The sequence below is a fragment of the Candidatus Hakubella thermalkaliphila genome, from assembly GCF_013281975.1.
In the GTDB taxonomy this organism is placed as follows: Bacteria; Actinomycetota; Humimicrobiia; order Hakubellales; family Hakubellaceae; genus Hakubella; species Hakubella thermalkaliphila.
Genome location: NZ_BLRZ01000004.1, coordinates 19758 through 39039, shown reverse-complemented (window position 1 = coordinate 39039; position 19282 = coordinate 19758). Strand labels below are relative to the sequence as shown.

Here is a 19282-nt window from a genome sequence, read left to right as displayed (position 1 = left end):
GTCCGAGAGGGGACTTGAACCCCTACAGGCTATGCGCCCACAAGGCCCTCAACCTTGCGCGTCTACCAGTTCCGCCACTCGGACATTCAAAGTCGGTTTTGCTTCGGGAAATTTATCATACATGCCGTGATTTCGCCAGTCAATTTGGCTATCTGTGTGCTAAAGCCATGATTAATGGGCCCGCTCCCCTTTTCATCCCCTCTGTTCTAGCAAATAACCATAAGCGCCCAGGGCGGCCTTGGCTCCCTCTCCCGCAGCTACGATAATTTGTTTCTCTGGAACGGAGGTCACATCTCCAGCAGCAAATATTCCGGGCACATTGGTCTGACAGTGACGATCTAGGGTAGTGCAAGGTAAGGAAGACACAGGACAAGCGGAGCTTGAATTGTAACAAGTACCACGCCTGTCAAGGCGTGGGTATCTATTTGGATTTCATCATGCATCATGTGCAGAAGGCGGGTAGACCCGATCCTGGAGCCGGCTGGCAATGATTGCCATATTTGTTTAGCTTATTCATTGGCTGTCACCGGGGCATAGCCCAGTTATGCTCCTGGGGTCTGGTCTGGCGAACGATGACCTCAAGCTCAAACCCCCCACCCAACGACTGAACATAGCGGCGCAAGGTATTGAGAGTGTAGGCATCGTAGCCACGCTTCTCAATGCGAGCGACTTGAGCCTGTGAGACGCCGAGACGCTTGGCTACTTCCACTTGAGTCAGGCCAGCAGCCTGGCGAGCCTCAACAAGCTGAAGCCAGAGCTCTTTCTTTTTGGCTTCCTCCTCATAAACCCTGCGAAACTCAGAGTCAGCCATTTGCCTGGCCCAGTACTCTTCGTAACGCCTTTGTCCTTCATTCTTTGTCTTTTTTGGCGGTGTGTTCATTGTGTTTATCGCCTCCTTCTTTCTCGTGCTAAGAACGCTAGATACCGTCGTCTGGCAACTTCAAACTCCTGGCGCGGCGTCTTTTGGGTTTTTTTTGAAAGCCATGCAGAAAGACGATCCGGCGTCCAGTGAAGAAGAAATAGATGATCCGATAAATGTTTGTTCTGCTTTCTTCTCGCAGTTCCCAGAGCTCGCCTTCTAAGTGGCGCACCAGCGGCTCTTGGGCCTGGACATTGCGTAGCCGCAACTGTTCCATTGACCAGCAAAAGCGGGCACGGGTTTTAAGGTCCAGGCTGCCCAGAAACTCCTCAACTGGACTGGTGCCGTCATCCTCCAGATAGAACTCATTCGTCCATTCTGTCGGCCTCCGCATTATACGGATTTTAGTATATTAAGCCAGGGCTGTCAAGGGGGGCAAATCCTTTTTGGGCAGTCACAGGGATACAGGAGCTGAACAATACAGGATTTTGACAACTCTTACCTGTGGGTGATAGTTTAAGATGTACCCTGAGAGAGGTTTCGCCTGATAGGTCATAATGGTCGATCCAGGGAGGTATAGCTTGGAAGAGGTATGGTCCCAATATCCTGCAGCCGTAGAGTTCATTCGTTCTCATACAAACCTTAAGCCCAGGGTTGCTCTTATCCTGGGCTCTGGTCTGGGAGTTATGGGGGAAGAGATAGTAGAGGCTACCGCTATACCTTATAAGCAGATACCTGGTTTTCCCACCTCCACCATTGTAGGCCACGAGGGCAATCTGGTTCTGGGTACCTGGAAGGGATGTCCGGTAGTGGCCATGCAGGGAAGGTTCCACCGCTATGAAGGATATTCCTTAAAGCAGGTTACGTTTCCTGTACTGGTGATGCACAAATTGGAAGCCCAGATTCTGATAGTAACCAATGCCGCAGGCGGTATTAACAGGTCTTTTTCGGCAGGGGATCTTATGCTCATCACCGATCACATCAATCTCATGGGCGATAATCCTCTTCAGGGGCCCAATGATGAGAGTCTTGGCCTTCGCTTTCCGGATATGTCTCAGGCTTACGATCCCTGGTTGCGTTCCCTGGCCCAGGAGGTAGCCTCGCAGCAAGGCCTAGATCTCCGGCAAGGAATTTATGCAGGAGTCCAGGGACCCACTTTTGAAACTCCGGCTGAGATAAGGATGCTTCGAGCCATGGGTGCGGATGCAGTGGGAATGTCTACCGTGCCAGAAGTTATTGTGGCCAACTATTTGGGCATGAGAGTTTTAGGCCTTTCCTGCATCACCAATATGGCTGCCGGAATTCTACCCCAGCCCCTGAGTCACGAAGAGGTGTTGGAGACCTCTAGCCGGGTGATGCCCGTCTTTATCAAACTCATCAGTGGTATACTGGCTAAGGTTCAAGAACTACTTTAAGATGATGGGAATCAGCGGCTTAAGGACGGCTATAAGTTGCCCCAGTCTATCTATCAGTTCCAGAACTCCTTCAAGGCGATAGGAATCGGCGACCCCCTGGAGTATTACAATGCCGGCCAGGGCTCCAGCACTACTTTAAGACTTTCCTCTTTCTCTGCCATCTTCAGAGCCTCAGATATATCTTGAAGTGGGAAAGTGTGGGTGATAAACTCCTTCACTTTTATCTTGCCCGAAATTATCAGATCAAGGGCAAGCTGATATTGCCGGGGGCTGGAGGAAAAGGCACCATGGGCGCTGACTTCCTTGTAGTGAATGATGTTACTATTGATGTTAACAAAGGGTCTGTCCTTGGGCAGGCCCCCAAAGAAGCAGATTCTCCCTCTACTGCGTACCAACGATAAGGCCTGTTCCTGAGCTTTTCCCACTGAGCAGGCCACGATGACCGTAGTCGCTCCCAGGCCATCGGTCTCTTCCATTACTCTCTTTACCAGGTCTTCTTGAGAAGAATTGATGTACACATCCACACCGAAGATACCGACCAGATCTCTTTTGGATTCCAACACGTCGGCCCCTATTACCTTCACCGCCCCTCTACTTTTGGCCAGGAGAGCGTGCAAGCACCCTATAGTGCCCATTCCTATGATCACCACCTGATCGCCCAGATGCATATCGATTATCTCCTGTCCGTTTATGACACAGGAGAGAGGTTCGGCTACCGCGGCTTCGGCGAAGGAGAGATTGTCAGGGATCCTTTGAACCAGGCCACATTTAAGAGCCTCTGGTGGGATGGCCATATATTCAGCAAAGCCGCCAGGGTAGTGGTATGATATGCCTCTGGGATTCTGGCAGGAGGTGTGCCAGCCCTGGTTACAAAAATAGCAATCATTGCAGGGCATGATGCATCCAACGGCCACTCTATCTCCTATCTTCCATCCAGTCACCCCGGATCCTATCTCGGCCACCACCCCGGCGTTTTCGTGTCCCAGAATCCAGGGAAGAGTGATCCAGGCATGGCCGTGGCGATAGATTTTAAGGTCAGTACCGCAAATGGCGCTGGCCATCACCTTGACCACCAGGCCTTCCGCCTCACACTTGGGGTCCTCTACCTCGGTGAACTCCATGTTCCCCAGGTTCTGAAGAACTGCAGCTTTCATGATTTCCTGATTATATACAGAAGTTTGGGTCCAGTTCAACTCATCGATGAAGCCGGAGCTCTTCCTATTCTCTAACTCCTGGTTGCCCCAAGACTGCCATTGTCTCGTATAAATAGGAATTTAAGCAAATTTATGATTGGTCTAAGTAGGATTTTTACATTTTAGGTCGAATAAAAGAGCAAAAGCAAATGAGTGTTGGGCAAGGTTTCTGTGGAAGCCACTTAATCTGCTCAAGACTTCATTGGGCCATTTAACATATCGGGCAGGGTTCCCATGAAAGTGAGTAAGATCGTTACTATAATACTAATTGCTATCTCGGTATTGTTTTCGGCCTCCCCTGGTTATGCTCTCAGCCCCGAAGACAACCCTGAGAGCAGGCTCGAAGAGATCGAGAAGCGTCTCCAGGAAACTCAGCAGCAGTTACAGAGCACCAGGGAAAAAGAAAATCAGTATCTCACTGAGATTAAGAATTTAGAAGCTGAACTAGATGCCACTCAGAACTCTCTCAATACTCTGGAGACAGAGCTAGATGTCACCAGAAACTCTCTCCAGGAAATAGAAGAGCAACTTCAGATAGTCCAGAAAGAGTTGGAATCTCTGCGAACGCAGTTGAGCAGGCTTCGGGGCCATGTGGAGAAGACCGAGCAGCAATTGGAGGAGAAAAGAAGGGAGTTGACCGAACTGGGGATAGAGCTGGCCCACAAGGTCAATATTCTTAATGAAAGAGCAGTAGCGATATACAAAAACGGAGAGATTACCTATCTCAACATCCTGGTAGGCTCCACAGACCTTAGAGATTTGGCGACCAGATGGCTGCTTCTGTCCCGGCTGGTCGAAAGGGACGCCACTATAGTCAAAGAGGTGAAAGAGCTGAGGCAGAAAGTCTCTCTCCAAAAGGAACTCATTGAAGGTAAGAAGAGGCTTCTTTTGGAGGAACAGAGGCAGATTGAGGAAGTAGCGGCTGCGGCTCAATCTAAACGCGATGAAATCAAGGTCAGGTACGAGCAGAAGGTGGCTCTGCAAAATCAGATCAAGAGCCAGTACAACCAGAAGAAGAATCTTAAAAACGTCGTATTAGCTAGATACGACGAGAAAGCCAATCTTCTGGCCCAGGCCAGACAGGATGAAGAAGCCCTGGAAGCTTTAGAGGAGGAGCTAAAGAAAGAATCAGAAGCCATCAGGGCCCGGTTGTCCGAGCGTACTGAGGGAGAAAGGCCCGCTGGTCGTCTGGCCTGGCCAGCTCAGGGAACCTTGACTTCAGGATTCGGACCTAGATGGGGAAGGATGCATGAGGGAATCGATATTGCCGGGTCCCACGGTGCTCCTATAATAGCGGCAGAGGATGGAGAGGTAGTGCAGGTTAATGAAGGATATGGCGGAGGCTACGGGAAATATGTGGTTATCTATCACGGAGGAGGACTTTCCACCCTCTATGCCCACAATTCCGGCAATGCTGTATCTGTGGGGGAGAAGGTGAAGCGAGGCCAGGTTATTGCTTACATGGGTTCTACGGGCAATAGCACTGGTGTCCATCTGCATTTTGAGGTGAGAATAAACGGTGTGCCCAGAGCTCCTCTGGAATACCTCTGATACGAGATACCTTTGATACTATGGAGAGATAGTTTTCGCGCCGCCAAGGAGGTTTTTGATATGGCCGAAATCAGAACCAAATGGGTCGATAACCTACAGTTCATTGCCATCGATGCCGAGAATCATTCCCTGGTCATGGATGGATCACTTGAGGCAGGAGGTCAAGGAACTGGTTTTCGCCCCGCCCAGTTGCTCCTGGTAGGTCTGGCTGGATGCACTGGGATGGATGTCATATCTATTTTGCGTAAGAAGAGGCAGCAGGTAACTTCTTTAGAGTTAGTAGTTTCCGGGGAGCAGGCAGTTGAACCCCCCTGGGCCTATCAAAACATCTCTGTGGAGTATATCATCAAGGGGAAAAACATAGATGAGGCAGCGGTCAAAAGGGCCATAGAGCTTTCGGAAGCCAAATATTGTTCGGTTAAGGCCACTTTGGAGGAAAGAGTTAATGTCTCCAGCAGCTACCGCGTAGAAAATGAGCTCTGAAGACGAAACCTACATTTATAATAAAATCTTCGCATAATTTGAACATTTCAGCAGACCAGATATTTTTGTCCGACTTTTATCTAAAACATCGGTAGCTTATTCTACAGATGTAAAAGTATTGACAACAGCCAGGACCAGGAATATACTATTATTTGAATTGTATTAATAGTACAAATTTACAAATGAGTCTCGGATTGTGATGGTAATGGAGAAAGGGAAAGTGGCTTTAATGACAGGATCAACAATTCACTGGCGGAAAAGAGCCAGATGCATAGGTACTGACCCCAATACTTTTTTTAACGAGGATCCCTCTCCCGCTCTGGAGATATGTGAGGACTGCGAGGTAAGAACGGAGTGCCTGGAGTTTGCCCTTCAGTATAAGATCGATTTTGGAGTATGGGGCGGAACGATCCCCAGCCAAAGGAAGAAACTTCTGCTAATGAAGAGCGCCAGTTGACGGTAGGGGAGTTTAGCGCAGGCCTGTAGACTATCTGGCGTCCACAAGTTGGCAATGTGATGAGGCCTTAATGTACGGGATATTTTTTACTGTGCCAACTCCATAGTGCAAGTTAGTCTAGAAAATTTGGCTAAAGCTCTCTCGGAGAGGAAGTCAGGTTGTAAACCTTTGCGCTAGTGCTGCGTCTTGTAAATAATACATCGTAAACGCACTCTCTCCACAGGTGTTCCATTTTGCAATGTATGGCGTTCCTGCAAACAGGGCTAAATTTCAGTATTTAGCCCCATCCTGCGAATGGTAATCGTCCCATAATCGGTGGGCACCGGTTTCAATAACCATTGAAGTACTCATTTATGTCCATTGACCAGGACTTTTGTCTTGCTTACCGTAGATGGTCAAAAATTCCCACCGATGTTGGGACAGTCACACAACTCTATCCTCTTGGTTCAGACCCAATATACTGCTATACTAAAAAATATAGAAAACAACTATTGTGAATAGGCCTCTTTCTCGGTGGGGGGAAAGAGGCTCTTTTGGGAAAATCTTAACAAAGGAGGAGCTGAGAAATGAGTGCAAGCAAGAAGAGACCCACCCTGGATGATCTGGATCTTAGTTTAGGGAAGAGGACCAGATTACATCGGATCCTCTACGAGTATGGCAACAAGAACGGAACAGCCCTACTCCTACCGATTGACCAGGGGCTAGAGCATGGTCCGGTAGACTTCTTCGCCAATCCGGACAGCATTGATCCAGATTATCAGTTGAGGCTGGCTGTGGAAGGGGGCTATTCTGGCATAGTATTTCATATCGGGTTGGCCCAAAAGTATATGAAGAAATATGCGGGGAAGGTGCCTCTCATTCTGAAGCTGAATGGCAAGACCGCTATACCTTCAGACAAGTATGCCTTTTCTCCTCAAACGGCTTCAGTAGAAGATGCGGTCAGGTTAGGTGCTGATGCAGTGGGCTATACCCTATATGTGGGATCTCCAGCTCAGGGTGAGGACTTTATCCAATTCATGCAGGTTCGGGAAGAAGCAGAGAGGTACGGCATGCCGGTCATAGTGTGGTCTTATCCCCGAGGTGAGGCTATAGAAGCCAAAGGTGGTCGGGATAGCCTCTACGCTGTGGATTATGCAGCCAGAGTAGCCAATGAGCTGGGTGCCGATTTGGTAAAACTCAATATGCCCGAGTTTGATGAAAAGAAGATGGAACAGTGTCCCAAGCCCTACAATACCCTGAAGCTCAGTCCTGAGGAAGCGGTGAGGAAGGTGGTGGAGTCGGCCGGAAAGACCATGGTCCTTATATCTGGGGGCAGCAAGATAAGTGATGAAGATCTTATAGAAAAAGCCCGAATCTGCATGGAGGCAGGAGTCGCCGGCCTTATCTTCGGGCGCAACATGTGGCAGCGCAAGCATGATGACGCCCTCCAGATAACGGCACGGATTAAGGAAATGATGATGGATTACTCGGCTTAGCCGCCCCCACAGTCTTCGGCGACTTGTGGTGGAATTGCTAGAAGTCATTTTTCGACAACCTGGAACTGAAGTAGAGATCGCGGGCCCCAAGTGCGCCCGCGATCTCTTACAGGAGTTAGGTTTCAACACCGGAGCGGTGCCGATGATTCGCCATGGCCGGTTCACCAGGAGCGACGGGCTTCTCCGGAAAGATGATGTGACGAACTGTTACCACTAATATTAGGGGTTAAGGGATTGCCTTGCCAGCTGGTGTGCTATATGAGGAAGGTATTAGAAGAAAAGGAAAAGGTTCTACTGGTAGATCCCCGAAACAGATGCTACCTGGTAACCCTGAAAAAGGATGGACGTTTTCACAGCACAAGTGGGTTTATTTCTCACAACCAGATCATCAGCCAGGAGGAAGGAATTATTCTAAAATCCTCTCTGGGGATTCCTTTTCTGGCCGTGAGACCCACTCTGGCTGATTATATCCTCAAGATGCCTCGAGGGGCTCAGGTTGTCTATCCCAAAGACATTGGCATAATTCTTCTCTGGGCGGATATCTATCCTGGAGCTACAGTGCTGGAAGCGGGTATGGGCTCTGGGGCTCTGACCATGGCTCTCCTCAGAGCCGTAGGGGATAAGGGCAAGGTCATCTCTTATGAACTGCGTCCGGATTTTGCCCAGCGAGCTCTGACCAACATCCGTGATTATGTGGGAGCCATAGATAACTTGATAGTGAGGTCAAAGGACGTCTATGAGGGAATTGATGAGGAACCTCTTGATCGCATGATCCTCGATCTTCCCGAGCCCTGGCAAGTGGTGGAATCTGCCGCCCAAACCCTCCGTCCCGGGGGCATCTTTGTGGCCTATACTCCCACCATTATTCAGAGCCAGAGAGTGGTCGAGGCTCTGCGAGCCCAGGGAAGCTTTGTCCTGATCGAAGTATTGGAGACGCTCCTTCGACCCTGGAATATAGAGGGGCCCAGCGTTCGTCCGGCACACCGGATGGTCGCCCACACTGCATTTATTAGCCTGGCCAGGAAAAAGGTAATCCCTTCGTAAGTGCATCTCTTCCTGACGGTCCCGGAGGAGATTTAGATGCTATTGTCAGACTGGCATGTCCCTCTAGCGCTTCTACTATGCTAAGATTAAGTATAGGGCCGACCAACGGAGCCCTCGATAATTGCGAAAAGCGGCTATCGAGTACTAGAGGTTGGATTATATGTCCATAAAAATGCAAAAGTCCTTATCACCTTATGTCAGAGTTAGCCTATTCTCTCTATCAGAAGGGCCTGAAGCTTCTTAAACTCAATAGACCCGGGCAGGCCATCCTCTTCCTGGAGGAGGCTAAAAACCTTGAACCAGGCAAGGGCTCCATACGGGAGGCCTTAGCCAGATCCTATTATAACTGTAGGCGTTTTGATCTGGCCCGGGAGCACTTTGAGAAAGCCATAGAGATAGATCCGACCAATGATTATGCTTACTTTGGACTGGGACTCTGCCTGGCCAAACAGGGAGATATTGCCAAAGCCGCGGGACATATTAAGATGGCTCTGGCCATGAAGCCTGGTAATTCTGTCTATCAGCGGGCTTTGGATAAGATCCAATATTAGAAGAACCTACTCCTGCTCAGATTCCTCAGTTTCCGGCATCATCTCTGAGGGAAGCTTCTGCACGCTGATATCCGGAGGCAGGTCAAATTCAAGTTCTATTTTAGGCGGCAAATTGATGAAAAATCTGGTTTTTGCAGCTCCGCCGATTTTGATCAGAAGAGACAACTTAAGAAAGTCTGCGTTACCTATCCTTTTCTTCTTAATGGTAGTAACTATGGCCTCGGCTTCTGGATGTGGGTCTTCGGGGGAGCAGCAGCTTGTCGTTTCTGCCGCCATCAGTTTGAGCAATGCTTTCGAAGAAATCAAGGCCGAGTTTGAAAAAAACAATCCCGACTCCAATATCATATATAATTTTGCAGCCTCAGGGGTTCTCCAGGCTCAGATTGAGCAGGGGGCACCTGTGGATGTTTTCGCTTCGGCATCAGAGAAACAGATGGATGTCTTGGAGGAGAGAGGGCTTCTGGTAGCTGGTAGCAGGGCTGATTTTGCCCAAAATGAGGTAGTGCTCATTGTTCCGGGAAATTCTGTCCGATCACCAGCCAACTTTCAAGAGCTAGTGAAACCAGAAGTTATCAGGATTGCTGTAGGCAATCCGGAGATAGTGCCTGCCGGACAATACGCCCGGGAGGTTCTGACCAACCTGGGTCTCTGGGACAAAGTGCAGGAAAAATTGGTCATGGCTGAGAATGTCCGCCAGGCCCTGGCCTATGTAGAGAAGGCTGAGGTGGATAGCGGGATCGTCTATTACACGGATGCCCTCATCTCCAGGTCCGTAGTCATAGCTGCTTCAGCACCCCCTGGCTCCCATAGGCCCATTGTCTATCCCATCGCTGTTATCAGGGGAAGCAAAGAGGAGGAGCTGGCCAGGAGGTTTATTTCCTTCATTTTGAGCCAGAAAGGCCAGGGGATTCTCCAAAAATATGGATTTCTGCCTGGTTCGTCATGATGGGACATCACCCACGAACCATGAAAATGCTAACTGTTTTCTAGATATTTTGCGAAGCCAAAACTTGAAAGGGGACCAGATATGATTCTTCAGCCTCTCTATCTATCTCTGAAAGTAGCCACTGCATCCACCCTTGCGGTTTTTGTAGTGGGGCTGATTCTGGCCATAGTGTTGGCTAAAAAACATTTTCCGGGCAAGAACGTGGTGGAGACTCTGGTGACCTTGCCTTTGGTACTTCCACCTACCGTGGTAGGCTACTATCTCCTTTTTGTGGTAGGCGGGCACGGCCTTTTGGGCCCACTTCTTGCCGCCACACAGATACAGATTATTTTTACCTGGGTAGCAGCGGCCATCGCTTCCGCTGTGGTGTCCTTGCCTCTCATGGTGAGGACCAGCAAAGTAGCTATTGAAAGCGTGGATCCCAGCCTGGAGAAGGCTGCCCGCACCCTTGGTTCGCCGGAATGGAGGGTGCTCTTGGATGTAACTCTGCCCCTGTCCAGGAGGGGCATTTTGGCTGGGGTTGTCCTGGCTTTTGCCCGAGGGTTGGGCGAGTTCGGCGCTACCCTTATGGTGGCCGGCAATATTCCAGGCCGAACCCAAACCATGCCTCTGGCCATTTATTCTGCGGTACAGACTAACAAGATGGGGGAGGCTAACCTCCTGGTTTTGATAATGACCGTGGTCTCCTTTATAGTGCTCTGGATGGTCAATCGCTGGCAGCGTGAGTGGTGGTTCCGAAAAGCAATCTGATTATTACTATGTGTCCTTCACCCCCAGAAGACGAAAATATGGTGTGTTTTCATAAATCGAAAGTTTCTGGCAAGCTTTAGGGGAGAGGATGATCGATCTTACTATCAAAAAGAAGGTGGGTGACTTTTGCCTGGATGTAGATCTCCAGGTAGAAAACGAGATTTTAGTTCTCTTTGGTCCCTCAGGGGCAGGTAAAAGTACTATTTTGCAATGTGTAGCCGGGTTGCTCACCCCTGATGAGGGTCTGATAGCCATTGATGGAGAAAAGGTTTTTGCCGCTACTGCAGGGCGTATGGAGAGGAATGTGCCGGTGCATCGCCGCCGCATTGGCTACGTTTTTCAGAATTACGCCCTTTTCCCTCACCTGACCGTCTGGCAAAATATTGTCTACGGAGTAAGGCGACATCCTCAGAGGCGAGAGATGGTGGAAGATATGATCATCAGAATGCGCCTTGGGGGGCTGGAGAAACGCTATTCCCACCAGCTTTCCGGAGGACAACAGCAGAGAGTGGCTCTGGCCCGGGCTCTGGTGATCCAGCCCCGGGTACTTCTTCTGGATGAGCCCTTTTCTGCTTTGGATACCATGGTGCGAGAAAAACTGCAACAGGATCTACTCCATATGCAGGGACAACTTGGTCTCAGTACTCTGTACGTTACTCATGATGTGAAGGACGCCTTTACTCTCGGGGACCGTTTAGCCATTATCAATAAAGGGAAAATTGAACAGATTGGTAGTAAGGAGGATGTCTTTGATCACCCCACCTCCATAGCCGCGGCCAGATTTACCGGGACCAGAAATATCTTTCGGGGAGAAGTGATGGGCCGGGATGAGAACGGCGTGGTTATTCTCTGGCGGGGTTTCAAACTGTGGAGTTCTTGTGCGGCAGCGGGAACAGGGTCAAAGGTGGAATTCTGCATCAGGCCAGAGGAGATAATGATTATGCGGGACGACCGGCCCCCTAAAGAGGAACTGGCCCAAAACTTGCTTTCGGGAAAGATTGTTCGACAGATTGCCAAGGGGCCGAGCATTTCCCTGTTCCTGAAAATAGAGGAGAGTGACGGTACCTCAGGGGAGGCCAAACTGGCCAGAGATTACGACCTGGAAATGGCATTACCCAGACACGTTTATCGTAAGCTGGATCTGCGTGTAGGCAAAAGAGTTACGGTCTCCCTTAAGAGAAGTGCTTTGCATGTTATTGGGCCTCTAGCTTAATTTTGACCGACGGAGCTTTTCCTGTCGCTTAAAGCCTGAGAGACAATCTATCTCCCCTCTTTAGATTAAAGTGCTGGGCGGCGCTACCCTGGTTGAGGGCCAGACATAGATAGCCCGAAGAATCCACCAGCATGATGGGACTTCCGACCCTCACATCTCCGAAGGTTCTTCCAAAGGGTACCTCTGCCAGAATATGGGGCCGTTGGAGGTCAGAGGGGAACTCCACTTTCATCAGGATAGTCTCTCCCAAACTGAGATCCTGTGTTTCCAGAAAAGAAGACTCTACATTGAATCTCAGAGTGCCGAACTTATCCGCATCGATAACCTGACACTCCAACGTCCTTCCACTAATTCGGGGTTTTTCCCAAAAGGACTTGGCCAGGCTTTCCTCTGCTATAGTCTGGCCGATCTCGGCGGGAGAGATTCCGTTGGCCAGGTAGGCTGTTACTGGAGCGAAGATGTCACGGGCGTGGAAGGTGGGACATACCGGCTTGAGCCAGAATCTATCATTGGTGATCAGGGTAACTTCTCTAATCCCACCCAGTCTTTCTGCCGCAGCAATGAGGAGGCCGTTATCCGGTCCCACCAGGAGATCGCCTCTGTCGGCCTTGATTACTATACCTCTTCTTTGTGTTCCTACTCCCGGATCTACCACTGCCAGATGGACACCCACGGGAAAGCTGGGCAGAGCAGAGGAGAGGACAAAAGAGGCCTTCCAGATATCAAAGTTGGGGATGTTGTGACATATGTCCACGATGTTCGCCGTAGGGCTGATGCGGTAGATAACTCCTTTACAGATGGCCGCCCACTCGTCCTGGTAGCCGAAATCACTGATAAAGGTTATAATAGGTATGGTTGAGCTCATCTTTAATCTACGTCCTTTCTTGAAGATTTGTCAGCTGGAAATGGCACAAAGAGTCTGGCCAGGGCAAGCCCTCTGCCCAACTTAACCGCATGAGCTATCGTGCTTGAAACGAAATCCTTTGCTTTTGCTACTCCCTCTGGAATGTCAGTTCCTTTGGCCATCTCAGCCGCAATAGCAGCCGAAAGAATGCAGCCCGTTCCATGAACACTAAGACCATTTCTCCTTTGGGCTCTGTATTCATAGAACTGCGCGCCATCAAAAAGGACATCGACAGCATCCTTCTTGAGATGACCGCCTTTAAGAAGTACCCACTTGCAGCCAAGTTCATATATCAGCCGTGCGGCCTTTTTCATATCCTCTACGTCATGTATTTTTAGGCCCGACAGGGCTTCTGCTTCCTGAAGATTTGGCGTCACCACGCTTGCGAGAGGCAACAGCTCTGACTTCAATAGCTGAACTGCATCTTCTTCCAGAAGGATTGAGCCATCCTTTGCCTTCAGCACGGGATCGACTACCAGATTGACAAGGTTATGCCTGCGGATCTTGTGGCAAACTACATCCAGGATGTCCATTGTCCCCAGCATGCCCGTCTTAAGCGCATGGACCTTAATATCTGAAACAACCGATTCAATCTGATCCCCGACAAGATCCGCCGGAAGATGGTAAATGCGCTGAACGCCCAGAGTATTTTGCGCAGTTACGGAAGTGATAACACATGTCCCATAGACCCCCAGAAGGCAAAAGATTTTGAGGTCAGCTTCTACTCCAGCTCCCCCACTTGGGTCTGAGCCAGCTATGCTCAGCACGCATCTTACGGGATCTTTGGACCCAGAGTTCAAGAGATCGCACTCCTTGCTTGTTTCTCAAACAAAGCGCATCTCCTCGCCAAACATACAAACATAAGGACTCCTTTTAGTTAGCCATTTTTTGTTGAAGGCAGAGACCGGTCTGGCACTTGACCAACTTGTCGGAGCCAAGAAGTTCCGAGACCAGCTTCATCGCACAAAACTTCCCGCACATGGTGCAAGCATCATCCCGTCCAGCCCTGCGTTCCTCATAGGCTGATCTTGTCTTTTTGGGGTCAAGAGAAAGTCTAATTTGGCTCTTCCAGTCAAGCCGCTTTCGCGCCTCAGCCATTCTGCTGTCCCACTCGCGCGCACCAGGTATGCCTCCTGCCACGTCTGCTGCATGAGCAGCAATCCGGCACACTATCACGCCCTCTCTCACATCCTCAACCGTCGGAAGCCCCAGGTGCTCACGTGGTGTGACGTAGCACAGGAAATCAGCTCCGGCAAAAGCAGCCATGGTACCGCCAATTGCCGAGGTGATGTGGTCATAGCCCGGCGCAACGTCGATAACCACAGGCCCCAAAACGTAGAACGGAGCACCTTCGCATATGGTCTTTTCCATCTCCACATTGGCCTTAATCTGGTCAAATGGAAGATGGCCCGGCCCTTCCACCATGGCCTGCACCCCAGCCTGCCTGGCTCGACGAACCAGCTCTCCCAGGGTTATAAGCTCGGTAAACTGGGCCCTGTCGCTTGCGTCGGCAATGCAACCGGGTCGCATCCCGTCGCCCAAGCTTAAGGCCACTTCGTAGTTCTGGGCTATTTTCAGGAGCCGGTCGAATTCCTCATAAAGCGGATTCTCCGCCTTATTGTGTAACATCCAACCGGCCATGAACGCCCCGCCCCGACTAACTATGTCAGCAATCCTTTTCTGCTCCATCAAAGCGTCGAGAGCCCGTCGCGTTACGCCACAGTGAACCGTAATGAAATCAACCCCATCTGCGGCATGTTTTTCTATCACTTCAAAAATATGACCAACAGTCATTTCGACAAGGCTTCCGTATTTATCTTTGGCTTCGATGGCAGCCTGATAAATCGGGACAGTACCAACAGGTATGGGGGAGTTGGAAATTATCGCCCTTCTTATCCTGTCCAAATCTCCACCTGTGCTCAGATCCATTACCGTATCTGCACTGGCCTCAATTGCGACCCTGAGCTTTTCGAGTTCCTCATCCAGGGACTGGTAATCTACGGATGTGCCAATGTTGGCGTTGACCTTTGTCCTCAGACCCTCTCCAACGCCAATCGGTTTTGCATGTACATGGTTTCTGCTTCGCAGTATAACAACCCTTCCCGAAAGGATCCTTTGGACAAGCAAATCCAGGTTAACTTGCTCGTCCTTTGAAACCTCTCTCACTGTCTCCGGGATCACTCCAGATTTCAGTTCTTCCATTAAGCTATCAGATGCTTCAGCCTTAATTCTCATCGTTCTCACCCTTTACTCTTTCCTGTTTTTGGGGCACTTGAGCTCCTTAAATTTCTTTAGAAGTTCCTTTACAGCCTGTTCCATATCGGGCGCACAGGCAACAGCCGAAATCACAGCAATGCCATCTGCCCCCGCCTTAAATACGTCCTCCACGTTGTTGAGGTTAATTCCTCCAATTGCCACAAGTGGGATGCTTACGCTTTTCCGAATTTGAGCTAGCATTTCACACCCTATGGGCTCACCCGCATCGCTCTTGCTGGGAGTAGGAAATATTGGGCCGACGCCCAAATAGCTAGCTCCCTCCCTTTCGGCCCTAACGGCTTCCTCAACGCTTGAAACTGAAGTGCCAACTATCTTCACTTTTCCGATCAAGCTGGACACTGCCGCTGCAGGCATGTCCTTTTGCCCCCCATGAATTCCGTCTGCATCGACAGCCAGCGCGATGTCAACTCGATCATTCACTATAAAAGGTATGCCCGCCTTCCGCGTCAATTCCCTAATTTTGCAGGCTATCTCATAGATGGTTTGGTTATCCTTTCCCTTCTCGCGAAACTGGATAACGCTTGCGCCTCCGGCGATGCCAGCCCTCGCAACGTCAATATGAGATCTTCCCATTTGCGGGACTTCAGTTGTTATCAAATAAAGATCTAAATTTATCATATGAACCTCACCCTCGCTCTAGAAAGAAGCTCCTCCTCGCTTAGTTCAGCCAGAGCATCATACAGGCAGACATGAAAAGTGCCAGGGCGTGGGCCGGATATCTGCGCTGCTTTCTCCCCGGCTATGCCAAAGGCAATAAGACCCCCAGTTGCAGCCAGGAACCGATCTTCTTCCGCGGCAGCAAAGGCGGCAACTATTGTAGTCGCCATACAGCCCGTCCCGCTTACCGTCCTTAACATCGAATGCCCGTTCTCAATCAAAGCGATCCTTGTGCCGTCGCTTACAATATCTATCTTCCCAGTAATTGCAGTAGTGCAACCTTTCGTCTTGGACATTTCCTTTGCCACTTCTTCTGCACCCTCCAAGTCTGACAGTGCCTCTACTCCCTTTATTTCAGCGCGCCTCCCTATTAAGGCGCAAATTTCAGCTATATTTCCCCTAACTATGTCCACCTTGGTCTCCGCAAACAGCCGAGTGCTTGCACTTGTTCGCAAAGCAGTTGCACCCGCTCCAACTGGATCGAGGACAACAGGTATCCCAAGCTCATTGGCCTTTTTGGCCGCTAAAATCATTGAGTCAACCAGCTCGGGAGTCAAGGTACCCAGGTTTAAGAGCAGGGCTCCAGCGGCCACAACCATCTCCTCAACCTCCTCTTTGGCATGGGCCATTATTGGCAACGCCCCAATACACAGTGTTGCATTTGCGGTCTCATTCATGACCACATAGTTTGTAATGTGGTGGATAAGAGGCTTGTTCTTGCGAATCCTTGCCAGATCTTTTGCCATCCTGTCCAACATCTCTTTCAACTTGTCTGCCCTCCTTGTGATAACCCTATAGCGATACTTAAGAATCTTGGTTCAATATGTAGGGCAATTTCTTTAATTGAGCCACAACATATTGTAGGTATTCAGGTAAATGACGTTGTAGGGATAAGCCCTTGCGCGCTTGTTGCCTCTCATAGACCCCAAAATAAAACAGCCGCCTCAGCTACCGAGACGGCTTAAGTCAAGGTAAAATAACCTTGACCCCTTCCGGGCCTGTTCCCTCCGCTGGCATTACCCAGATCAGGTTCAGGCGGTCGGGCCTTACGCCCCTCTCAGCCGCTCAAGTAGCAGCTCCCGCATCGTAACTCAGTTTTCTTAGCGAATTATATATCTAAGTCACTGGTTGGTCAACTAATTGTGCTGGTTCATTATAGTTTCTGATGAATTTTGGTGTTGCTCAGGCATCTGAGAATCTCCTGATTTTAGTCGTGGAGAGTGTCAATACCCTGCTATCCTACTACATTATTTCTGTTTCTGGTAGTACTCCAGAAGCTCCTGGACTATCTGGATATCTCGGGGAGACATCTTGCCGATATCCTGTTTGTCCAGACCTCCTTCTCTGATTATTTTGGCCAGCTTTCCTCGTCTATACTCTCTGAAGTACCAGGGATCAATCCCGAAGCCTTTGGCTATGGTCTTCATGACCTCGTCGGAAGGATTTTTGGCCTGACCATTTTTTAGGCGGCTCAGATAGGTATGATCTATGCTGTTCTTTCGGCCAAACTCTCTGAGACTGCGGTATTTGGAATTATGAAAGAGGTCTGCAAAAGCCTCGGCAAAAGGTTTTTCCGTATATTCTATTTTCATGTTGTCTATTCTATCAACATTTGCGCTAAATTTGTAAGATTTATCCCAAAAACTGTTGCATGTTCATGCAACATGTGTTAAGGTAGTATTGCGGTGGTAAATGAGAGGAGGAAAAAGTGACCAGGGTTCGCAATCGCCTTAAGGAAATTCTCAAAGAAAAGGGTCTTACCCAGTCTGATCTGGCCAGGGCCATCGGTACTGACAGATCCAGTGTCAATAGATATGCCCATGGTCGCACCATTCCCAGTTTTAGGACCATGTCGAAAATAGCAAAGGTGTTAAATGAGGAGGTGGGAAATATATTTTTTGTCGATGATAGTGCATAATCATGCAACAAACATCGGAGGAGGAGAAGGAGGAGGGTGACACGGGCCATAATATGCCAGGGCTTAATTAAGAAGCTACCAAGGATCGGCCGAGATAGCAATGGGGGCCGGAGGCCTTTCCCAGGTAACACAATGGTCGTGAAGTGGTGATGACAGAGCAGTTTGGCGATAGTATCATAACAAAAAGGTTCACTTTTACCAAGAATTATCAACTCCAAATACTTTGGAGTTTGCCAGATTTTTTGGGTGAACTCTAAGAATACTGTTTTGACGTTGTTGCGCCGGCGAACTTTTGATTATCTTAACTAACTTTTCGGAGGTACCTTATGGACGAGAGGGGCAGTGACGAAACTCTACCTGAAGGGCAGAGGATCGGAAGCTCCACTACTCGTAGAAGATGGAGCTATGTGGTAGAACGTCCGGCCCTGGCGGCTGTGTTAACCATGGTAGCGGCCGGGGCCATTGCTTTTTGGAATCTGCCAGACAATATCCGAATAGGAATGACTCATGTACCGCGATTTACGGAAATGATCTTGTATCTGGGTTTTCCAGTTCTGAGTGGTTTACTGGTCTATTTCTGGCTAAAGTCGGTCCAGGAGAATTGGGAACTCAAGCGATTGCACGCGGTGTTGGAAGAATTGGTTATTACCGACTCGCTGACCGGGCTGTATAATCAGAGGCATTTCTCCAGCAGACTAAAACAGGAGATGGAAAGAGCCAGGCGCCGCCGCTATCCGCTCTCTCTTTTATTGCTGGATCTGGATAATTTCAAATCTTACAATGATATGTACGGGCATTTGGCGGGAGACCGGGCTCTGGAAGAGGTGGGCAAGATAGTTTTGGGTTCCATCCGCAGCGGTGTAGATGCGGGATTCAGATATGGGGGAGATGAGTTCGCCGTCATCTTACCAGAGACCACTCGGCAGCAGGCGACTACCGTGGCTCAGAGAATCAGAGACTCCCTTGAAAATAACCCAATTTTCATGCGACGTGGTGCGCCGCGGCGCATGGGCGATTCCTTTGGAAAAATAGAACTGGATGGTCTGACCACCAGCATTGGCCTGATTGAGTTTGGGCCGGATGACCCGGCGGAAGCGGTGATAGAGATGGTGGATCGGGCCATGTACCGGGCCAAGGGGGCAGGGGGAGGCCGGATCGAAATTGCTGGTCCTTAGCCCAAGGAAGAATTCCGTTCGCCCGCTTCTTGATGGCTTCTTCTGGTTCTGATCTCATGATCTCATGATCTCGTGCTGCAGAGAAGGAAACGCTCCCTGGAATTGCCCCAACTACTGGAGAAGATTATCCGTGTCATACATCACCATCACGAGCGATATAATGGCCAGGGCTATCCGGACGGGCTGGAGGGCGAGAATATACCTCTGGGAGCCAGGATCCTTGCGGTAGCTGACTCCTTCGATGCCTTAACATCCAGCCGTCCCCATCGGCCGGCCAAACTTCCCTATAATGGATTGTTCTCTCCCCAATTTTCCTCAGAAGCATCTCATTTTCATTAATCCTATTTCTACCGAGAGATTGTTGAAAACTGCCTTTTGCCATATAATCTTGATTTAGTTGCTTCCTTTGGCGCA

22 protein-coding genes, 1 tRNA gene, 1 pseudogene and 1 riboswitch are annotated in these 19282 nt (G+C 49.7%); of the genes and pseudogenes, 13 read left to right on the top strand and 11 right to left on the bottom strand.

Annotated elements, in window-relative coordinates:
* From HW443_RS00975 to HW443_RS00960, 4 genes and pseudogenes are all read right to left on the bottom strand, one after another.
* Positions 1–84: transfer RNA gene (locus tag HW443_RS00975), tRNA-Leu, on the bottom strand.
* 108 nt (positions 85–192) lie between these two features.
* Positions 193–342: pseudogene (locus HW443_RS00970) on the bottom strand (NAD(P)/FAD-dependent oxidoreductase); the annotation flags it as partial.
* 181 nt (positions 343–523) lie between these two features.
* Positions 524–880 carry a helix-turn-helix domain-containing protein gene (locus HW443_RS00965; RefSeq protein WP_176231687.1) on the bottom strand — a complete coding sequence of 119 codons (357 nt, stop codon included), beginning with the start codon at positions 878–880 and terminating at the stop codon, positions 524–526.
* 37 nt (positions 881–917) lie between these two features.
* Positions 918–1253 (bottom strand): type II toxin-antitoxin system RelE/ParE family toxin, encoded by a 336-nt coding sequence (locus HW443_RS00960; RefSeq protein WP_176231686.1) that lies wholly within the window; start codon positions 1251–1253, stop codon positions 918–920.
* A gap of 187 nt (positions 1254–1440) precedes the next feature.
* Here HW443_RS00960 and HW443_RS00955 point away from each other — a divergent pair, with 187 nt between their 5' ends.
* A complete protein-coding gene (locus HW443_RS00955; protein ID WP_258188959.1) occupies positions 1441–2274 on the top strand; it encodes a purine-nucleoside phosphorylase in 834 nt (277 codons plus the stop codon).
* Between the two features lie 104 nt (positions 2275–2378).
* Here the strand turns inward: HW443_RS00955 and HW443_RS00950 are convergent, their stop codons facing one another.
* A complete protein-coding gene (locus tag HW443_RS00950; protein WP_176231684.1) occupies positions 2379–3428 on the bottom strand; it encodes a zinc-dependent dehydrogenase in 1050 nt (349 codons plus the stop codon).
* Between the two features lie 273 nt (positions 3429–3701).
* Here HW443_RS00950 and HW443_RS13560 point away from each other — a divergent pair, with 273 nt between their 5' ends.
* The 9 genes from HW443_RS13560 (at position 3702) to HW443_RS00905 (ending at position 11937) form a co-directional block, all read left to right on the top strand.
* The gene (locus HW443_RS13560; RefSeq protein ID WP_176236861.1) at positions 3702–5018 is read left to right on the top strand and encodes a murein hydrolase activator EnvC family protein; all 1317 of its coding nucleotides are present in this window, start codon (positions 3702–3704) and stop codon (positions 5016–5018) included.
* A 60-nt stretch (positions 5019–5078) separates the two neighbouring features.
* Positions 5079–5501, top strand: a complete 423-nt coding sequence (locus tag HW443_RS00940) for an OsmC family protein (RefSeq protein ID WP_176231973.1) — start codon at positions 5079–5081, stop codon at positions 5499–5501.
* Positions 5502–5730: 229 nt separating this feature from the next.
* On the top strand, positions 5731–5958 hold the full coding sequence (locus HW443_RS00935; RefSeq protein WP_176231974.1) for a WhiB family transcriptional regulator: 228 nt from the start codon (positions 5731–5733) through the stop codon (positions 5956–5958).
* Positions 5959–6524: 566 nt separating this feature from the next.
* Positions 6525–7433 carry a class I fructose-bisphosphate aldolase gene (locus HW443_RS00930; protein ID WP_176236859.1) on the top strand — a complete coding sequence of 303 codons (909 nt, stop codon included), beginning with the start codon at positions 6525–6527 and terminating at the stop codon, positions 7431–7433.
* A gap of 258 nt (positions 7434–7691) precedes the next feature.
* Positions 7692–8477, top strand: coding sequence for a tRNA (adenine-N1)-methyltransferase (locus HW443_RS00925; protein ID WP_176236858.1), 786 nt, complete (start codon positions 7692–7694; stop codon positions 8475–8477).
* A gap of 194 nt (positions 8478–8671) precedes the next feature.
* Positions 8672–9028, top strand: coding sequence for a tetratricopeptide repeat protein (locus HW443_RS00920; RefSeq protein ID WP_176237829.1), 357 nt, complete (start codon positions 8672–8674; stop codon positions 9026–9028).
* 115 nt (positions 9029–9143) lie between these two features.
* Complete coding sequence (gene modA, locus HW443_RS00915) at positions 9144–9974, top strand: molybdate ABC transporter substrate-binding protein (RefSeq protein WP_176237828.1); 831 nt, start codon at positions 9144–9146, stop codon at positions 9972–9974.
* 81 nt (positions 9975–10055) lie between these two features.
* A complete protein-coding gene (gene modB, locus HW443_RS00910) occupies positions 10056–10724 on the top strand; it encodes a molybdate ABC transporter permease subunit (RefSeq protein ID WP_176229245.1) in 669 nt (222 codons plus the stop codon).
* 88 nt (positions 10725–10812) lie between these two features.
* Positions 10813–11937, top strand: coding sequence for an ABC transporter ATP-binding protein (locus HW443_RS00905; RefSeq protein ID WP_176236960.1), 1125 nt, complete (start codon positions 10813–10815; stop codon positions 11935–11937).
* A 28-nt stretch (positions 11938–11965) separates the two neighbouring features.
* Here HW443_RS00905 and HW443_RS00900 read toward each other — a convergent pair whose 3' ends face one another.
* The 6 genes from HW443_RS00900 to HW443_RS00875 form a co-directional block, all read right to left on the bottom strand.
* Positions 11966–12802, bottom strand: a complete 837-nt coding sequence (locus tag HW443_RS00900) for an SAM hydrolase/SAM-dependent halogenase family protein (protein ID WP_176235997.1) — start codon at positions 12800–12802, stop codon at positions 11966–11968.
* A 2-nt stretch (positions 12803–12804) separates the two neighbouring features.
* On the bottom strand, positions 12805–13641 hold the full coding sequence (gene thiD / locus HW443_RS00895) for a bifunctional hydroxymethylpyrimidine kinase/phosphomethylpyrimidine kinase (protein WP_176231798.1): 837 nt from the start codon (positions 13639–13641) through the stop codon (positions 12805–12807).
* A gap of 73 nt (positions 13642–13714) precedes the next feature.
* Positions 13715–15076 (bottom strand): phosphomethylpyrimidine synthase ThiC, encoded by a 1362-nt coding sequence (thiC, locus tag HW443_RS00890; protein ID WP_258189955.1) that lies wholly within the window; start codon positions 15074–15076, stop codon positions 13715–13717.
* Positions 15077–15088: 12 nt separating this feature from the next.
* Positions 15089–15736: a thiamine phosphate synthase gene (gene thiE, locus HW443_RS00885; RefSeq protein WP_176231797.1), complete on the bottom strand. Its 648-nt coding sequence runs from the start codon at positions 15734–15736 to the stop codon at positions 15089–15091.
* Positions 15733–16521, bottom strand: a complete 789-nt coding sequence (gene thiM / locus HW443_RS00880) for a hydroxyethylthiazole kinase (RefSeq protein ID WP_176235999.1) — start codon at positions 16519–16521, stop codon at positions 15733–15735. The genes thiE and thiM overlap by 4 nt, the downstream gene beginning before the upstream one ends.
* 239 nt (positions 16522–16760) lie before the next feature.
* A riboswitch (TPP riboswitch) is annotated at positions 16761–16868 on the bottom strand.
* A 154-nt stretch (positions 16869–17022) separates the two neighbouring features.
* Positions 17023–17367, bottom strand: a complete 345-nt coding sequence (locus tag HW443_RS00875; RefSeq protein WP_176231007.1) for a helix-turn-helix domain-containing protein — start codon at positions 17365–17367, stop codon at positions 17023–17025.
* A gap of 116 nt (positions 17368–17483) precedes the next feature.
* On the opposite strand from HW443_RS00875, the gene HW443_RS00870 reads away from it, so the two are divergent.
* From HW443_RS00870 to HW443_RS00860, 3 genes are all read left to right on the top strand, one after another.
* The gene (locus HW443_RS00870; RefSeq protein WP_176226364.1) at positions 17484–17693 is read left to right on the top strand and encodes a helix-turn-helix transcriptional regulator; all 210 of its coding nucleotides are present in this window, start codon (positions 17484–17486) and stop codon (positions 17691–17693) included.
* A 326-nt stretch (positions 17694–18019) separates the two neighbouring features.
* Entirely contained in the window at positions 18020–18868 is an 849-nt protein-coding gene (locus tag HW443_RS00865; protein WP_176231008.1) for a GGDEF domain-containing protein, read from the top strand.
* A gap of 102 nt (positions 18869–18970) precedes the next feature.
* Positions 18971–19207 (top strand): HD-GYP domain-containing protein, encoded by a 237-nt coding sequence (locus HW443_RS00860; RefSeq protein ID WP_407079641.1) that lies wholly within the window; start codon positions 18971–18973, stop codon positions 19205–19207.
* The last annotated feature ends 75 nt before the right edge of the window (positions 19208–19282 follow it).